This is a genomic window from Flavobacterium sp. WC2421, from assembly GCF_040822115.1.
Lineage (GTDB): Bacteria > Bacteroidota > Bacteroidia > Flavobacteriales > Flavobacteriaceae > Flavobacterium.
The window spans coordinates 3,782,554-3,795,422 of sequence record NZ_CP162004.1; the positions used below are offsets into that span (position 1 = coordinate 3,782,554).

At 32.3% G+C, this 12,869-nt stretch carries 13 protein-coding genes; 5 read left to right on the forward strand and 8 right to left on the reverse strand.

Going from position 1 to position 12,869, the window contains the following annotated elements; genetic code table 11:
* Positions 1-125 precede the first annotated feature (125 nt).
* On the forward strand, positions 126-809 hold the full coding sequence (locus AB3G33_RS16085) for a cell division ATP-binding protein FtsE (protein ID WP_367754669.1): 684 nt from the start codon (positions 126-128) through the stop codon (positions 807-809).
* A complete protein-coding gene (locus AB3G33_RS16090) occupies positions 809-1,696 on the forward strand; it encodes a glycosyltransferase (RefSeq protein WP_367771543.1) in 888 nt (295 codons plus the stop codon). The genes AB3G33_RS16085 and AB3G33_RS16090 overlap by 1 nt, the downstream gene beginning before the upstream one ends.
* On the opposite strand, the gene AB3G33_RS16095 is transcribed toward AB3G33_RS16090, so the two are convergent.
* The 3 genes from AB3G33_RS16095 to AB3G33_RS16105 are packed head-to-tail and all read right to left on the reverse strand — an operon-like array spanning position 1,693 to position 4,298.
* The gene (locus AB3G33_RS16095; protein WP_367771546.1) at positions 1,693-2,790 is read right to left on the reverse strand and encodes a glycosyltransferase; all 1,098 of its coding nucleotides are present in this window, start codon (positions 2,788-2,790) and stop codon (positions 1,693-1,695) included. The genes AB3G33_RS16090 and AB3G33_RS16095 overlap by 4 nt on opposite strands.
* Complete coding sequence (locus tag AB3G33_RS16100; RefSeq protein WP_367771550.1) at positions 2,787-3,191, reverse strand: FdtA/QdtA family cupin domain-containing protein; 405 nt, start codon at positions 3,189-3,191, stop codon at positions 2,787-2,789. The genes AB3G33_RS16095 and AB3G33_RS16100 overlap by 4 nt, the downstream gene beginning before the upstream one ends.
* 3 nt (positions 3,192-3,194) lie before the next feature.
* Positions 3,195-4,298, reverse strand: coding sequence for a glycosyltransferase (locus tag AB3G33_RS16105; protein WP_367771552.1), 1,104 nt, complete (start codon positions 4,296-4,298; stop codon positions 3,195-3,197).
* A gap of 48 nt (positions 4,299-4,346) precedes the next feature.
* Here AB3G33_RS16105 and AB3G33_RS16110 point away from each other — a divergent pair, with 48 nt between their 5' ends.
* Positions 4,347-5,228 (forward strand): glycosyltransferase, encoded by an 882-nt coding sequence (locus AB3G33_RS16110; protein WP_367771554.1) that lies wholly within the window; start codon positions 4,347-4,349, stop codon positions 5,226-5,228.
* A 4-nt stretch (positions 5,229-5,232) separates the two neighbouring features.
* Here AB3G33_RS16110 and AB3G33_RS16115 read toward each other — a convergent pair whose 3' ends face one another.
* The 5 genes from AB3G33_RS16115 to AB3G33_RS16135 are packed head-to-tail and all read right to left on the reverse strand — an operon-like array spanning position 5,233 to position 10,250.
* Positions 5,233-5,991 (reverse strand): transferase, encoded by a 759-nt coding sequence (locus AB3G33_RS16115; protein ID WP_367771557.1) that lies wholly within the window; start codon positions 5,989-5,991, stop codon positions 5,233-5,235.
* Positions 5,984-7,471 (reverse strand): oligosaccharide flippase family protein, encoded by a 1,488-nt coding sequence (locus AB3G33_RS16120; RefSeq protein WP_367771560.1) that lies wholly within the window; start codon positions 7,469-7,471, stop codon positions 5,984-5,986. Before AB3G33_RS16120 ends, AB3G33_RS16115 begins: the two co-directional genes overlap by 8 nt.
* A 2-nt stretch (positions 7,472-7,473) precedes the next feature.
* On the reverse strand, positions 7,474-8,580 hold the full coding sequence (locus AB3G33_RS16125; RefSeq protein ID WP_367771563.1) for a DegT/DnrJ/EryC1/StrS family aminotransferase: 1,107 nt from the start codon (positions 8,578-8,580) through the stop codon (positions 7,474-7,476).
* Between the two features lie 53 nt (positions 8,581-8,633).
* Entirely contained in the window at positions 8,634-9,611 is a 978-nt protein-coding gene (locus AB3G33_RS16130) for a GNAT family N-acetyltransferase (RefSeq protein WP_367771565.1), read from the reverse strand.
* Positions 9,612-9,647: 36 nt separating this feature from the next.
* On the reverse strand, positions 9,648-10,250 hold the full coding sequence (locus AB3G33_RS16135; RefSeq protein ID WP_367771568.1) for a trimeric intracellular cation channel family protein: 603 nt from the start codon (positions 10,248-10,250) through the stop codon (positions 9,648-9,650).
* A 210-nt stretch (positions 10,251-10,460) separates the two neighbouring features.
* Here AB3G33_RS16135 and AB3G33_RS16140 point away from each other — a divergent pair, with 210 nt between their 5' ends.
* Together AB3G33_RS16140 and AB3G33_RS16145 are read left to right on the forward strand one after the other, a co-directional pair.
* Positions 10,461-11,246 (forward strand): TrmH family RNA methyltransferase, encoded by a 786-nt coding sequence (locus tag AB3G33_RS16140; RefSeq protein WP_367771571.1) that lies wholly within the window; start codon positions 10,461-10,463, stop codon positions 11,244-11,246.
* Positions 11,247-11,289: 43 nt separating this feature from the next.
* Complete coding sequence (locus AB3G33_RS16145) at positions 11,290-12,834, forward strand: serine hydrolase (RefSeq protein ID WP_367771573.1); 1,545 nt, start codon at positions 11,290-11,292, stop codon at positions 12,832-12,834.
* Positions 12,835-12,869 lie beyond the last annotated feature (35 nt).

A 12,869-nucleotide genomic window follows, 5' to 3' on the forward strand; every position in this document is an offset into this window, starting at 1 on the left:
TATAACGAATTGTTATTCCCTTTTATTATGAACAAATGTTTTAACAAAAAATAAAAAAAATTAGAATTGATAATTGATAATTGACAATTGATAATTACTTTTACCCAATAAACAATTTTTCAATTATGTCTCAAACTGTACTGTCTTTAAAAAACGTAACCATTTATCAAGAAGATAAAGTAATTTTATCTAATGTAAACTTGGAAGTAAACCATGGTGAATTTTTATACATCATCGGAAAAACAGGATCAGGTAAGAGTAGCTTAATGAAAACACTTTATGCTGATATGCCTTTGACTGAAGGCGAAGGACATATAGTCGATTTTGATCTAGTTACTTTAAAAGAAGATGACATTCCTTTTTTAAGAAGAAAAATTGGTATCGTATTTCAAGATTTCAAATTATTGCCCGATCGCTCAATCAAAGACAACATGTTATTTGTCCTTAAAGCGACAGGATGGGTTGATAAAAATGAAATGGATCGTAAAATTGACGAGGTTTTAGACAAAGTAGGAATGAAAGCCTACGCAATGAAAATGCCACATCAAATTTCGGGTGGTGAACAACAACGTGTCGCTATTGCTAGAGCTTTACTTAACGACCCTGAGTTGATCCTTGCAGATGAACCTACTGGTAACCTTGACCCACAAACAAGTGCTGAAGTTCTAGAAGTTTTAAGAAGCATTAATGCTAATGGAAAAACGATTATAATGGCAACGCATGATTATGCCTTATTAATGAAATTTCCATCGAAAACATTGAAATGTGAAGACACTAAAATCTTTGAAGTAGTTCAAAGAACAGTGTAATGCTCTCCATTCTTATTCCAATATACAATTACAATGCCTATCCTTTAGTTCAGGAATTGCAAAAGCAATGCATGAAATATGAAATTGATTTTGAAATTCTTTGCCAAGATGATGCCTCTCAATCCCCACTAAACCAGTTTAATGAAAATATAAATTTACTCCCAAATTGTAATTTTATGTCATTAGATAAAAATATTGCCCATCGCGAAAACAGAAATTCGCTAGCTAAAAAATCTAAATTCGATAATTTACTTTTCATAGATGGTGATTCCATAATTTTGAATACCAATTATATCCATAATTACGTGGAAAATATTCATGATAGTGATGTAATTTATGGTGGCCGATTACATCCTGAAAAATGCCCTTCAAATCTTCAAAAACTAAGATGGAAATACGGTAAATTTATTGAAGATCAACCAACCTTAAATCGAAAAAAAACTCCCTACAAATCATTACTTTTTAATAACACTTTGATTAAAAAAAAATGTTTTAACAAAGTAAAATTTGACAAAAGCATCATTAAATATGGTCATGACGATACTCAACTTTCTTTCCAGTTAGCTTTATTACAAGCCAAAGTTAACCATATTGAAAACCCTGTTGAACACGGTGACATCGATACAAACTTAGTTTATTTAAAAAAAACAAAAGAAGCTTTAGAAAATTTAATGCTCCTATATGAGAATCGACAAATTGACGGAAAGTTTGTGAAATTAATTTTTTTATTTGAGTGGCTGAACAATTTAAAATTAACCTATTTAATATCTCAGTGCTATCTTTTTTTCGAAAAAAGGTTAATCAAAAACTTGAAAGGAAACAATCCTAATTTAGTTGTTTTTACATTGTTTAGAATTGGTTATTTCTGTACAATTAAAAGAAGCTAATTATTTTTTATAATATTTTCAAAAAGTGCATTCCATTGTAACATTATAATATCCAAATCATAATCGGCAACTGATTCACGGGCTTTTTTACCTAGTTGTCTTCGTAAAACAGCATCTTCAATAAGTACACTAAGTTGTTCTACAAAAAGCTGCTCCTTTCCTTCCGGTACAAGAATTCCATTTTCTCTATTTGTTATAATTGCTCTTGGTCCTACTGGACAATCATATGCAACACAAGGTAAACCGGACGCCATTGCTTCAACCAGTACCATAGGAAATCCTTCAAAACGGGAAGTCATTACAAACAGAGAAGCATTATTATATTTTTCTTCAATATTCATTACTGGTTTATGGAATCGTACCGTAGCATTAATATTTAATTTTTCAGCGACAGTCTCCAATGGTTTTAAATCATCACCATATATTTCTAGAATCCAATCAGGGTGTTTTACTGCTGTTTTTTGCCAAATCAACAGCAATCGATCTAGCCCTTTTTCATACGAATTTCTAGCTACTGTAATTACTTTCTTATTTTCTAATGGATTATCGGCGGTCACTTTCAACCAAGATGGATTAGGAATAATGGTGTAGTTCAACACATCCCATTCTTGTAAACTCTCATTGGATAAAGCTATAAATCGCTTGTATTTTTGTGCTCCCAAGTTTTTGAATTTATATTTAAAAAATTGAATTCCTTTAAAAAAAAAGGAAGCCTTCATTTTATTTTCTTGTATGTATTTTGAACCATGACACTCAAACACCAAAGGTATATTTGAATTGAGAAAAAATGGAATTGTAAATGCTTTCAACCCATTATCACAAACAATAATAATATCTGGTTTTATAATTGAGATTTGGAGTTTTAAACTATTTATATAATCCTTAAAAAACTGAAAAACACTACCTTTTAAAATCATATCGTGGAATACAATTCCAGAATTAAAATTATAAAAAGGACTCGTATTTCCATCATTTTGGGTAAGAATATGAATGTCATATCCCCATTTCTCAATAAGACTATTTGTTTTTACCGAAAGCACTCGTGCCACGCCTCCTTCAGTATTACAACTGGGAACGATGTATAGAAGTCTCATTTTTTAGAACTCATAAATGCATCATAATCTCTAATATAATCTTGCTCAATAAATTCATCCGAGGCCAAAACCAAACAAACAGCGCCAGAGGAAAAGTTTTCCAATTCTCTCCAAATCCCGTTTGGAATATATAATCCGATATTAGGTTTATTTAATCCAAATGATTTCTTTTCGAATCCATCATTGAGTACCACCTCAAAACTACCACTCAAAGCGATTAATACTTCCTGTTGCTCTATATGCGAATGTCCTCCTCTAAAAGCATTACTTGGCACATCAAAAAGATAGTACACCCGCTTGAATTCAAACGGTAAAACATCTTTTTGAATAAACCCTAAATTCCCACGCACATCTTCTACGACAGGAATTTTTATTAATTGAATTGCTTCTATTTTTGTCATTTTTTAGTTGGTACTTATTTGCATCAAATCTAACCATTGTTGCCCGATATTCTCTAATAGAAACGGACTAATACTTTCTATAGTGTTCTGTTTGCAATTTTGATATAAAGAATCATCTGTAACCATTTCATTAATGGCACTAGTCAGTTTTTGCCAATTCTGGTTTTCAACCAAAATTCCATTTTTGTGATGATGTATCATTTCTTTTGGACCAGAAGGACAATCAAAAGAAACAACGGGAGTGCCACAAGCCAATGATTCTAAGATAACATTTGGCATTCCTTCATTTTTACTGCTCAATACTAGGAATTTTGCTGCTTTCAAATATTTATAAGGATTGTCTTGATACCCTAAAAAATGAACGAAACCTTCCATTTTTACTTTTTTAACTGCCATTTCCAAATCAGTTCTATCGCCTTCACCCAAAATTAAAAGATGAATTTGTTTTTCAGGCAAAACAGAATTCCCATAACTTGAAATCAACTGATTAAACTGCTTAATGGGATTTTCAAACTGGCCGATAGCAATAATATAATCAAAGGTTATATCAATCTTTTCTATACTTTTTTCATTAACCTCAACAATGTTAACGGGATTAGGAATCGTAACAACATTTTTTAAATTATGTTTTTGTTTTATTAGCACTTTCATATCTGGAACAAGGGCCACATTTGCATAACAATGATTGTACATGAATCGTGTCAACCCTGAAATATTAGGCATATAATGATCAATTAAAAAACTATGAACCGTAAATATGGTTTTGGTATTGTAAATCCATCGCGAAATCACAAGCTCTTGAATGACTTTAGTTCTAAACCTAAAATCAATTATAAAATCAAAATCATTGCTATTTAAATAATTTCGCAATGCCGTTAATCGTTTGAATTTATTGAAAATACCATTAGAACTATTTTTCAACAAACCTAAATTCACCAACTTCCCTGCATACGGGAAAGAGACTTCATCGATAACCGTAATAATATGCACTTCAATTCCTTTACTTTCGAAAAAAAGAGACAGATTCGCCATCACTTTATCACCTCCGCCACCGCTCAAACGGTAACCAATTAAAGCAATTTTATATTTTTTGTTAGGCAATATCATTATCGATTTCTTATTTTCGTATCAAATATATAACTCTTTTAAAAAGATATGCAAGATAAAGCATTAGTTACCATTATTTGCTTGTGCTACAATCAGGAAGCGTTTGTATTGGAAAGCTTAGAATCTGTTATCAAACAAGAGTACAAAAACATTGAACTTATTATTATTGATGATTGCAGTACCGATAATTCTAAAACTACAATTGAGAAATGGATAGTTGACCATCCAGAGGTACAATTTATAACTAATAAAACCAACTTAGGGATTACAAAAGCATTTAATAAAGGGTTGAAACTTGCCAAAGGCACCTACATTATTGATTTGGCTGCTGATGATGTTTTGCTTCCCAATTGTGTAAGTCTTCAAGTCAATACTTTTAAAAATAGCAACTATAAAAATCTAGGAGTTGTCTATGGTAATGCAGCTTTGATTACTAAAAAAGGGCTCTTAGATTCTTATTATTTTGCTGTAAATAAAGACAAAAAAGTAACCCAAAAAAGAATTACTGGAGACATTTACACCTCCGTTCTTGCTGGAGGAGACAGTATTTGCTCTGTTTCTAGCATGACCAAAAAATCAGTTTATGATGTACTTGACGGTTATGATGAAAACCTAGCGTATGAAGATTTGGATTTTTGGATTCGTGCTTCTCGAATTTATGCATTTGATTTTATTGATGAAATTTTGATTCAAAAAAGAATCGTATCCAATTCTATGGCAACCGATTTTTATAAGAAAAAAAATAAAATCAACCATTCTACCTATGTTATTTTGAAAAAAGCCATTGGACTAAATCGCTCCAAAATAGAAAACAAAACAGTACTAAAACGCATTCATTTCGAGATGATTTTGGCCTATAAAAATCTAGATTTTGTTTTGCTTGTAAAATATATTTTTCTAGAAATAAGAATTCGAATTTCTATTTTATAAGGTATTACTGAACGGTTAAAAATGCATCTAAAACCTTTCGTTCCCCTTCCCAATCTCTTGATATATTTGTCCTAATCAATTTAGCAGGCATTCCTGCCAATAAACAATTTTGCTCGAGTTGTGAATAGTCCTTATTGCACAAACTATTAGAAGCTATTGTACAATAATCCGGTGTGTGTGTCCCCGCCATAACCGAAACTCTACCGCCAACATAATTATAATTCCCAATATGAATGGCATTAGTGATTTTGTAGCGCTCACCTGTACTTGTGTCAATCATTTGATGAAAATTAGTATCAATAATCTGAGATTCTGGTCCAAATCGAGCATAATCACCTAAAACCACTTTTTCTATACATGTTAATTTTGAATTCGAACCTAAAGAAGCCATATGCCCTAATTCACAATACCCATCCTTACCCACATAAATGAAATAGTCCTTACCAAATTGTACCTGCCCTTTAAAAACTAATTTACCAGTGATATTAATTTCTGCGATTCCGCTAGCCACTGTATTCATTTCATAATCTTGACCAAAACCAATCATTCCTCTTAGTATGGGTGCCGCAATTTCAATTTCGCCAGTAATCAAAGTAAGTTTTACTTTTCCATAAAAAAATACAGGTAACTTTTTTGCTGTTGCAAAAGGGAATTTTTTAAAATTAAAATAGAGTGTTTTTGTCCAATTTACGGAATAGTAAAATCGTATTTTGTAAAAAAACAATCGCAATTTATCATATTGATTTTTAATAATATCAGCCATTTTTTTTCTTGATTAAAGCATTAAAAACGGATTTCAACTCCATTTTTTTATTGATGTGAAACAACACATAACTAACGGAAACCAAAATCATGATAAACATTAAACTGTATTTTACAATCGGATTTGGTATATATCTCAATAAAAAAGTAATACCGCATAGAAAAATACAAACGAGATAAGTAAGGTAAAAATCTTTTTCAAAATACAGCCCATACCTTTTTTTGGAAATGATTTTTAATCCTACAAAATGAATGATATAATAGATTAAAAAGCTGAAACCAAGTCCTTCCAATCCATAGTACGTATAACCTAAAATATTCAATAACAAAGATATAACATTAAAACCAATAGCAGTTCGCAAAAACATTTTGGAATCTCCTTTTGCAATTAAAACAAATCCCATAGACCAAGAAACCGCTCTAAAAAGCATCCCTATTATTCCAAAACAAACCATCGGAATTATCAAATTAAATGATTCGGTATAAATCACTTTTACAATCAAAGGAACAAAGGTGAGGAACAAAATAATGATTGGCGTTATTATTAAAATCGAAATATAAGATTGCTGCATTACGCTTTCTCTTACCTTCTCGTTATCCTCACTTATGGCAGATAGTCTTGGAAAATAATCGGTGCTCATGACTGTAAAAATAATCCCAACATAGGAGTTTAGTAACGTAAAACCTGCATTGTAAAATCCTACTTCCTCTAATCCGCCTGTTTTCTCAATATAAATTTGAATTAAATAAGTTGTCACTAAAGTGAGTAATCCACTTATGGTTAATAGAATTCCTAATCTAACAACACTTTTTCCTTCACTGATTACTTGCCTGGTATTTATCACTTCCTTCTGTATTCCCAATTGGTTCGAAAAGTAAAATGAAAACACTAAAGCTGATAAAGACACCACTATGATTGTGGGTATTATAGCGTCAATTCGATAACAATAATACAACGGAATTGAGACCAACAACCCCAATAAATTGCCATAAAAATTGGCTTTGGCTAAAAGACGCATTTTTCTCAATCCTTGCAAAACTACTAATTGACCCGAGCTAAGTTGCCTGAACAAAACTGTAATGGAAATAAAAATAAAAGCAGTCGCATAGTGGGTATTCCCAAAAGTAAGTGTGCTCAACCAAGAAGAAAAAACCACAGTTAATAACGTTCCAAATATTCCCGTAATCAAAACCAATTTTCTAACAATTGTCACAATTCTTGAAACACTTTTTAAGTCATTCTCTTTATAATCTCCAGAAATGTGTTTGACCGCGCTCGTTTCAATTCCTAAACTAGTAGCACCATTTATTGTGTTTATTGCTGAATTTAGCAATGCAATAATTCCCATTCCGGCTGGACCAATAAAAACAGCTATCAGCTTAGTACGAATTATCGAAATGATAATATTTAAAAACTGTACACCACCAAAAAGCGAGGTCGTTTTTAAAATTTGGAGATAGGAGGATTTTTGGTCTGTCATCTCTAATAGTTATTTAGAGTTGCAATAACAAAATCAATTTCTTCCATTGTTAAAGCAGGATTTAAAGGCAAACTCAAAACCTCATTGTGAATTTTCTCCGTAATAGGAAATGACCATTCATTCCAGTTTTTCAAAGCTTTTTGTTTGTGTGCTGGAATAGGATAATGAATTACGGTTTCTATTCTGTTTTTCAATAAGTAAGCTTGTAATTCGGCTCTATTTTTTGTTCGAATAACAAACAAATGAAAAACATGATTAGTAGACAAATCCCAAAATGGAAGCACAACTTTATCGTTTTTAATTTCTGATAAATAGCGTTTGGCAATTGCTCTTCGCTTATCATTCTCAGCATCTAAATGCGGTAATTTCACATTCAAAAAAGCGGCTTGTAATTCATCCAATCTTGAATTTACTCCTATATAATCAGTATAATATTTAGTTTCAGAACCATAGTTTCTAAGTGTTGAAACTACTTTTGCCAGTTCTTCGTCATTAGTAACTACCGCCCCTCCATCTCCCAAAGCGCCTAGATTTTTCCCTGGGTAAAAACTGTACGCTTGGGTATTCCCGCTTTCGACTTTCGACTTTTGACTTTCGACCTCAAAAAAAGCACCATGAGACTGAGCAGCATCTTCAATTACCAATAAATCATTAGCAAAAGCGACTTCATTTATCTGATTCATTTCTGCTAGTTGCCCATATAAATGAACAGCTAGAATGGCTCTGGTTTTTGAAGTGATTTTTTCTTCAATCAAGTCAGGATTAAGATTGTGGGTTTCCAACTTTGGCTCGACTAAAACTGGAACTAAATCGGCTTCTAGAATCGCCAAAATACTTGCTATATAAGTATTCGCGGGCACAATAACTTCGGCTCCTTTTTGCAATTTACCCAGCTGAATGTATCCTTTGAAAATTAATACCAATGCGTCAAATCCATTCCCTACTCCTATGCAATATTCTGATTTACAAAACTGGGCAAAATTAGTCTCAAATTCCTTTACTTCATTTCCTAAAATATACCAACTACTATCTAAAACCGATTTCAATTTATCTTGAAAAGCAGTTTCATATTGTGCATTGATTTTTTTTAAATCCAGAAATGGTATCATTTAAAAAGGTTTAAGGTTTAAAATTGCCGAAATTGTATTGATTAAAAAAGGTTTTATACTAATATGTTCTCCAATTTGGAATAATTAATTGTATCCACTTCATAGAAATCATGAACTATCGTGCTGGCACCAAAACTTTCTTTCCAGTAAGATAACCCTTCATTGAGTTTTTTCCCTTGGGCTTCATTCGAAACTCCAAAATCAAAAAATCGCTTTTCAACAAATACTTTATGAATTAAATAATCATATAAAAAATCCAAACTCCCTAGGTTTTCGTCTTTTTCAAATTTGGATATGTATTGACAATGCACCACTGTTTCTGTTTCAAAAACAGTAGTCCCAGCCACTATTTTTCCTTGATAACACACATTGAACTGTCTAATATTAGTAGGAAAATCTTTTTTTAATCGCACTATTTCTTCTAAGGAATGGACTGGTTTTGCATTATGACGATTTGCTAGATTAGGAATCAATATTTCGGTCCAAAAAGATTCGAAATCCGTTTCTTCTTTAATCTCTAATCCCAACTTTATCCCTTTTTGAATCCCTCTTTTTCTAATTTTCGAAAAAGAAAATTCCTTTTTTAAATCAATTACGGATAAGGTATCTCTCCGAATTAATTTGGCATCAGCCAAAAACAAAGCATAAAGCAATTCCTCGGCTGGTTTTTTATGGTAAATGGAAGGCGTTGTTTTTAAAATTAATTTTTCGATTTTATTTTCATTTAAAAAAGCCAAAACACTCTTAAAAATAGCAATAACCGAAGCTAAGATCGTTTTTTCAGTATATACTAATCCTCCATAAGTCAATCCTTGATGAGAATGAACCACATTACCAACGCTATTGGCAGGAAGAACGGCTACCCAAGTATCACCATTCAAAATTACTAAAGAATTATCTTGAAATCGCTCTTTATGATAGTCCATAAAATCACGATGAAAAAGGAAAGTAGCATTTTTGGCTTGACCAATAAAACTATTCCAATTACCATAATCACTTTCTAGGTATTGTTTGACGGTGTATTTAATCACAATTAATTTTTAAACTTCGTGAAAGTAACTAATTTTTTATTTACTTTCAAAAGTAGGCAAATACCATTTGAATTTAACCGCCATCAATCGCACCGAAATAATGACCAGCGAAGTTATTAGATATAAAAAATCATCATTAAGATTAAATTTTTTCAGGATAAAAAAGACGACTCCTCCAAGAATACAAATAGTAGCATAAATTTCTTTTCTGAAAATTACTGGTATTTCGGTACATAAAATATCCCGAATAACTCCACCAAAACAAGCCGTCATTGTACCTAAAGCTATACATATCAAAGGGTGCAAACCAATACCGATTCCTTTTTCGAGACCAATTAAAGTAAAAACACCTAGCCCAATTGTATCAAATAAAAACAAGGACGTTCGTAATCGATCAAATTTCTTTCTGAAAACGATAGCTAAAACAAAAGCAAGAACAATGATATAAACGTACTCTAAATCGACCATCCATCCCACAGGTGTTCTCCCAATCAAGACATCACGTAAAGTTCCTCCTCCAACAGCAGTTACAAAAGCAATAATAAAGACGCCAAAAGCATCCATTTTTTTACTCATGGCCGTTAATGCTCCTGACATAGCAAAAGCCAAGGTTCCTATAATATCTAATAAATGAAACATGAAATCTTTTGGATTTTAAATTGAAGAAATGCAATTGCTCAAAAAAACAATTGGGACAAAATTAATTAAAATTAGTGGTGAAAAATGGTAATTAAAAACTTAAATCCACTTTATCCTTTTAGATTGCTAAATATTCTATTTTAAATTTATAATTCTGCATTTTCTCTGTGTATATTTGTTTCCTATATAATAATTAAATTTTAGAGTCTCTTGAAACAAATCACTTCTATTCAAAATCCATTCATAAAATCTTTGGTATTATTACAAGAAAAAGCGAAGAATCGCAAGCAAAGCGGTACGTTTTTAATGGAAGGAAAACGGGAGATTTCATTAGCGCAAAAAGGAGGATATGAATTAGAAACGGTTTTATTTTATCCTGAAATTTGTTCTGAAAATGAGGCCAAAAAATTAGCGCCAAATACCGAATTAATAGAAATTAATAAAGAAGTTTTCCAAAAACTGGCGTATCGCGATACTACCGAAGGGATTTTGGCTGTAGCCAAAACAAAATCGATGCAATTGACTGATTTGAAGTTATCAGAAAACCCATTAATACTAGTTGCCGAAGCACCTGAAAAACCAGGAAATATTGGTGCATTATTGCGCACTGCCGATGCTGCTAATCTTGATGCTGTTATTATTGCCAATCCAAAAAGCGATTTATACAACCCAAATATTGTTCGCTCCAGTGTAGGTTGTTTATTTACCAACCAAATTGCGACTGGCACAACTGCCGAAATTATTTCTTTTTTGAAAGAAAGAAACATTAATTTCTATTGCGCCACCTTACAAAACTCGACTTCCTATCATACCCAAGACTACACTACTCCAACTGCTTTAGTTGTAGGTACAGAAGCTACCGGCTTGACCCAAGAATGGCGCGATGCAGCCACTCAAAACATCATCATTCCCATGCAAGGAGAAATTGACAGTATGAACGTTTCTGTAGCTGCCGCGATTTTAATTTTTGAAGCCAAAAGACAAAGAGGGTTTTAGATTAGACCTTAAAAAACAAAAATCATTTTTAATACCCATTAGCATGAAAAAATATCTATTTGTAGCCATTACATTAATTGCAACTACATTCTCATTTGCACAAATTACAGCCTCAGAAGTGGATCAATTAGTGAATCGTACTTTAACTGCTTTTAATGTTCCTGGAATTGCAGTTGCAATCATCAAAGATGGAAAAATAGTTTTAGCCAAAGGGTATGGTGTGAAATCTATAGCAACCCAAGAAAAAGTGGATGCAAATACGCTTTTTGGAATTGCTTCAAACAGTAAAGCCTTTACAAGTGCCTCTTTAGCTATTTTAGTTGATGAAGGAAAAATAAAATGGGATGATAAAGTCATCAAATACCTTCCCAATTTCAGGATGTACAATGATTATGTAACCCAAGAATTTACCATTCGAGACTTATTAACCCATAGAAGTGGTTTAGGTTTGGGTGCAGGAGATTTAATGATTTGGCCTGACGGTAGTAATTTTACTGCTCAAGATATAATCGTGAACCTTCAGTATTTAAAACCCGTTTCTCCATTTAGAACTAAATATGATTATGATAATCTGTTATACATCGTTGCAGGAGAAGTAATTCATGTAGTTAGTGGTAAAAGTTGGTGCGATTTTATTGAAGAGCGCATCATGAAGCCATTGGAAATGAACAATAGCGCAGCTTCCTATGTTCGATTAAAAGACACTACAAATATTATTGCTCCGCATGTTCCTATTAATGGGAAGTTGAAAGTCATTAAAAGATACCAAAACCAATTATTCGATGCTGCAGCTGGAATTTATTCTAGTGTAAATGATTTGAGTAAATGGGCCATTATGCAAATGAATAATGGAAAATACGGTCCCGAAAATAAACAATTGTTCTCCGAAAAAGAACACGATGAAATGTGGCAATTGCAAACGATTATTCCAACCAAAACAAGAGCGCCTTACAATACTCATTTTAACGGTTATGGATTAGGTTGGTTTTTAAGTGATGTAAAAGGATACAAACAAGTGACACACACTGGAGGATTAGAAGGAATAGTTACTCAAACTACTTATATTCCGGAGTTACAATTAGGAATCATTGTTTTGACTAACCAACAATCGGGTGCCGCATTTAGCGCAATAACCAATACCATTAAAGACAGTTACCTAGATATTAAGTCAGAAGATTATGTAACGCTTTATAGTAGTCGATTGAAAGAGCATGAAGACTCTGCCGATAAAGTAACTGACGAAGTTTGGGCTACCGTTGCCAAAAATAAAAAAGACAATTTAAAACCCGATTATAAAGGAATTCTAGGAACATATAAGGACAATTGGTTTGGAGAAGTGATCATTAGTAAAAAAAAAGGGAAATTATTCTTTGAATCCAAGCGTTCTTCGCAACTAAAAGGAGAGGTATTTTTCTATAAAGAAGGGAACTATGTTGTGAAATGGAATAATGCTTATTTTCATGCCGATGCCCATCTCTTTTTCAAATATGACGCAACAGGAAAAGCTACTACACTCAAAATGAATCCGATATCTGAATTGACTGATTTTAGCTATGATTTCCAAGACTTAGATTTCATTCGATTATAAGGCTAAATAGGCTTTAAACTGAGAAAAAAAACACT

What these genes read in the sequence shown, in the direction of transcription:
- AB3G33_RS16105 (WP_367771552.1), bottom strand. Translation starts at nt 4,298, where the DNA reads ATGATATTGCCTAACAAAAAATATAAAATTGCTTTAATTGGTTACCGT.
- AB3G33_RS16120 (WP_367771560.1), bottom strand. Translation starts at nt 7,471, where the DNA reads ATGACAGACCAAAAATCCTCCTATCTCCAAATTTTAAAAACGACCTCG.
- AB3G33_RS16145 (WP_367771573.1), top strand. Translation starts at nt 11,290, where the DNA reads ATGAAAAAATATCTATTTGTAGCCATTACATTAATTGCAACTACATTC.
- AB3G33_RS16090 (WP_367771543.1), top strand. Translation starts at nt 809, where the DNA reads ATGCTCTCCATTCTTATTCCAATATACAATTACAATGCCTATCCTTTA.
- AB3G33_RS16115 (WP_367771557.1), bottom strand. Translation starts at nt 5,991, where the DNA reads ATGGCTGATATTATTAAAAATCAATATGATAAATTGCGATTGTTTTTT.
- AB3G33_RS16095 (WP_367771546.1), bottom strand. Translation starts at nt 2,790, where the DNA reads ATGAGACTTCTATACATCGTTCCCAGTTGTAATACTGAAGGAGGCGTG.
- AB3G33_RS16135 (WP_367771568.1), bottom strand. Translation starts at nt 10,250, where the DNA reads ATGTTTCATTTATTAGATATTATAGGAACCTTGGCTTTTGCTATGTCA.
- AB3G33_RS16125 (WP_367771563.1), bottom strand. Translation starts at nt 8,580, where the DNA reads ATGATACCATTTCTGGATTTAAAAAAAATCAATGCACAATATGAAACT.
- AB3G33_RS16110 (WP_367771554.1), top strand. Translation starts at nt 4,347, where the DNA reads ATGCAAGATAAAGCATTAGTTACCATTATTTGCTTGTGCTACAATCAG.
- AB3G33_RS16085 (WP_367754669.1), top strand. Translation starts at nt 126, where the DNA reads ATGTCTCAAACTGTACTGTCTTTAAAAAACGTAACCATTTATCAAGAA.
- AB3G33_RS16100 (WP_367771550.1), bottom strand. Translation starts at nt 3,191, where the DNA reads ATGACAAAAATAGAAGCAATTCAATTAATAAAAATTCCTGTCGTAGAA.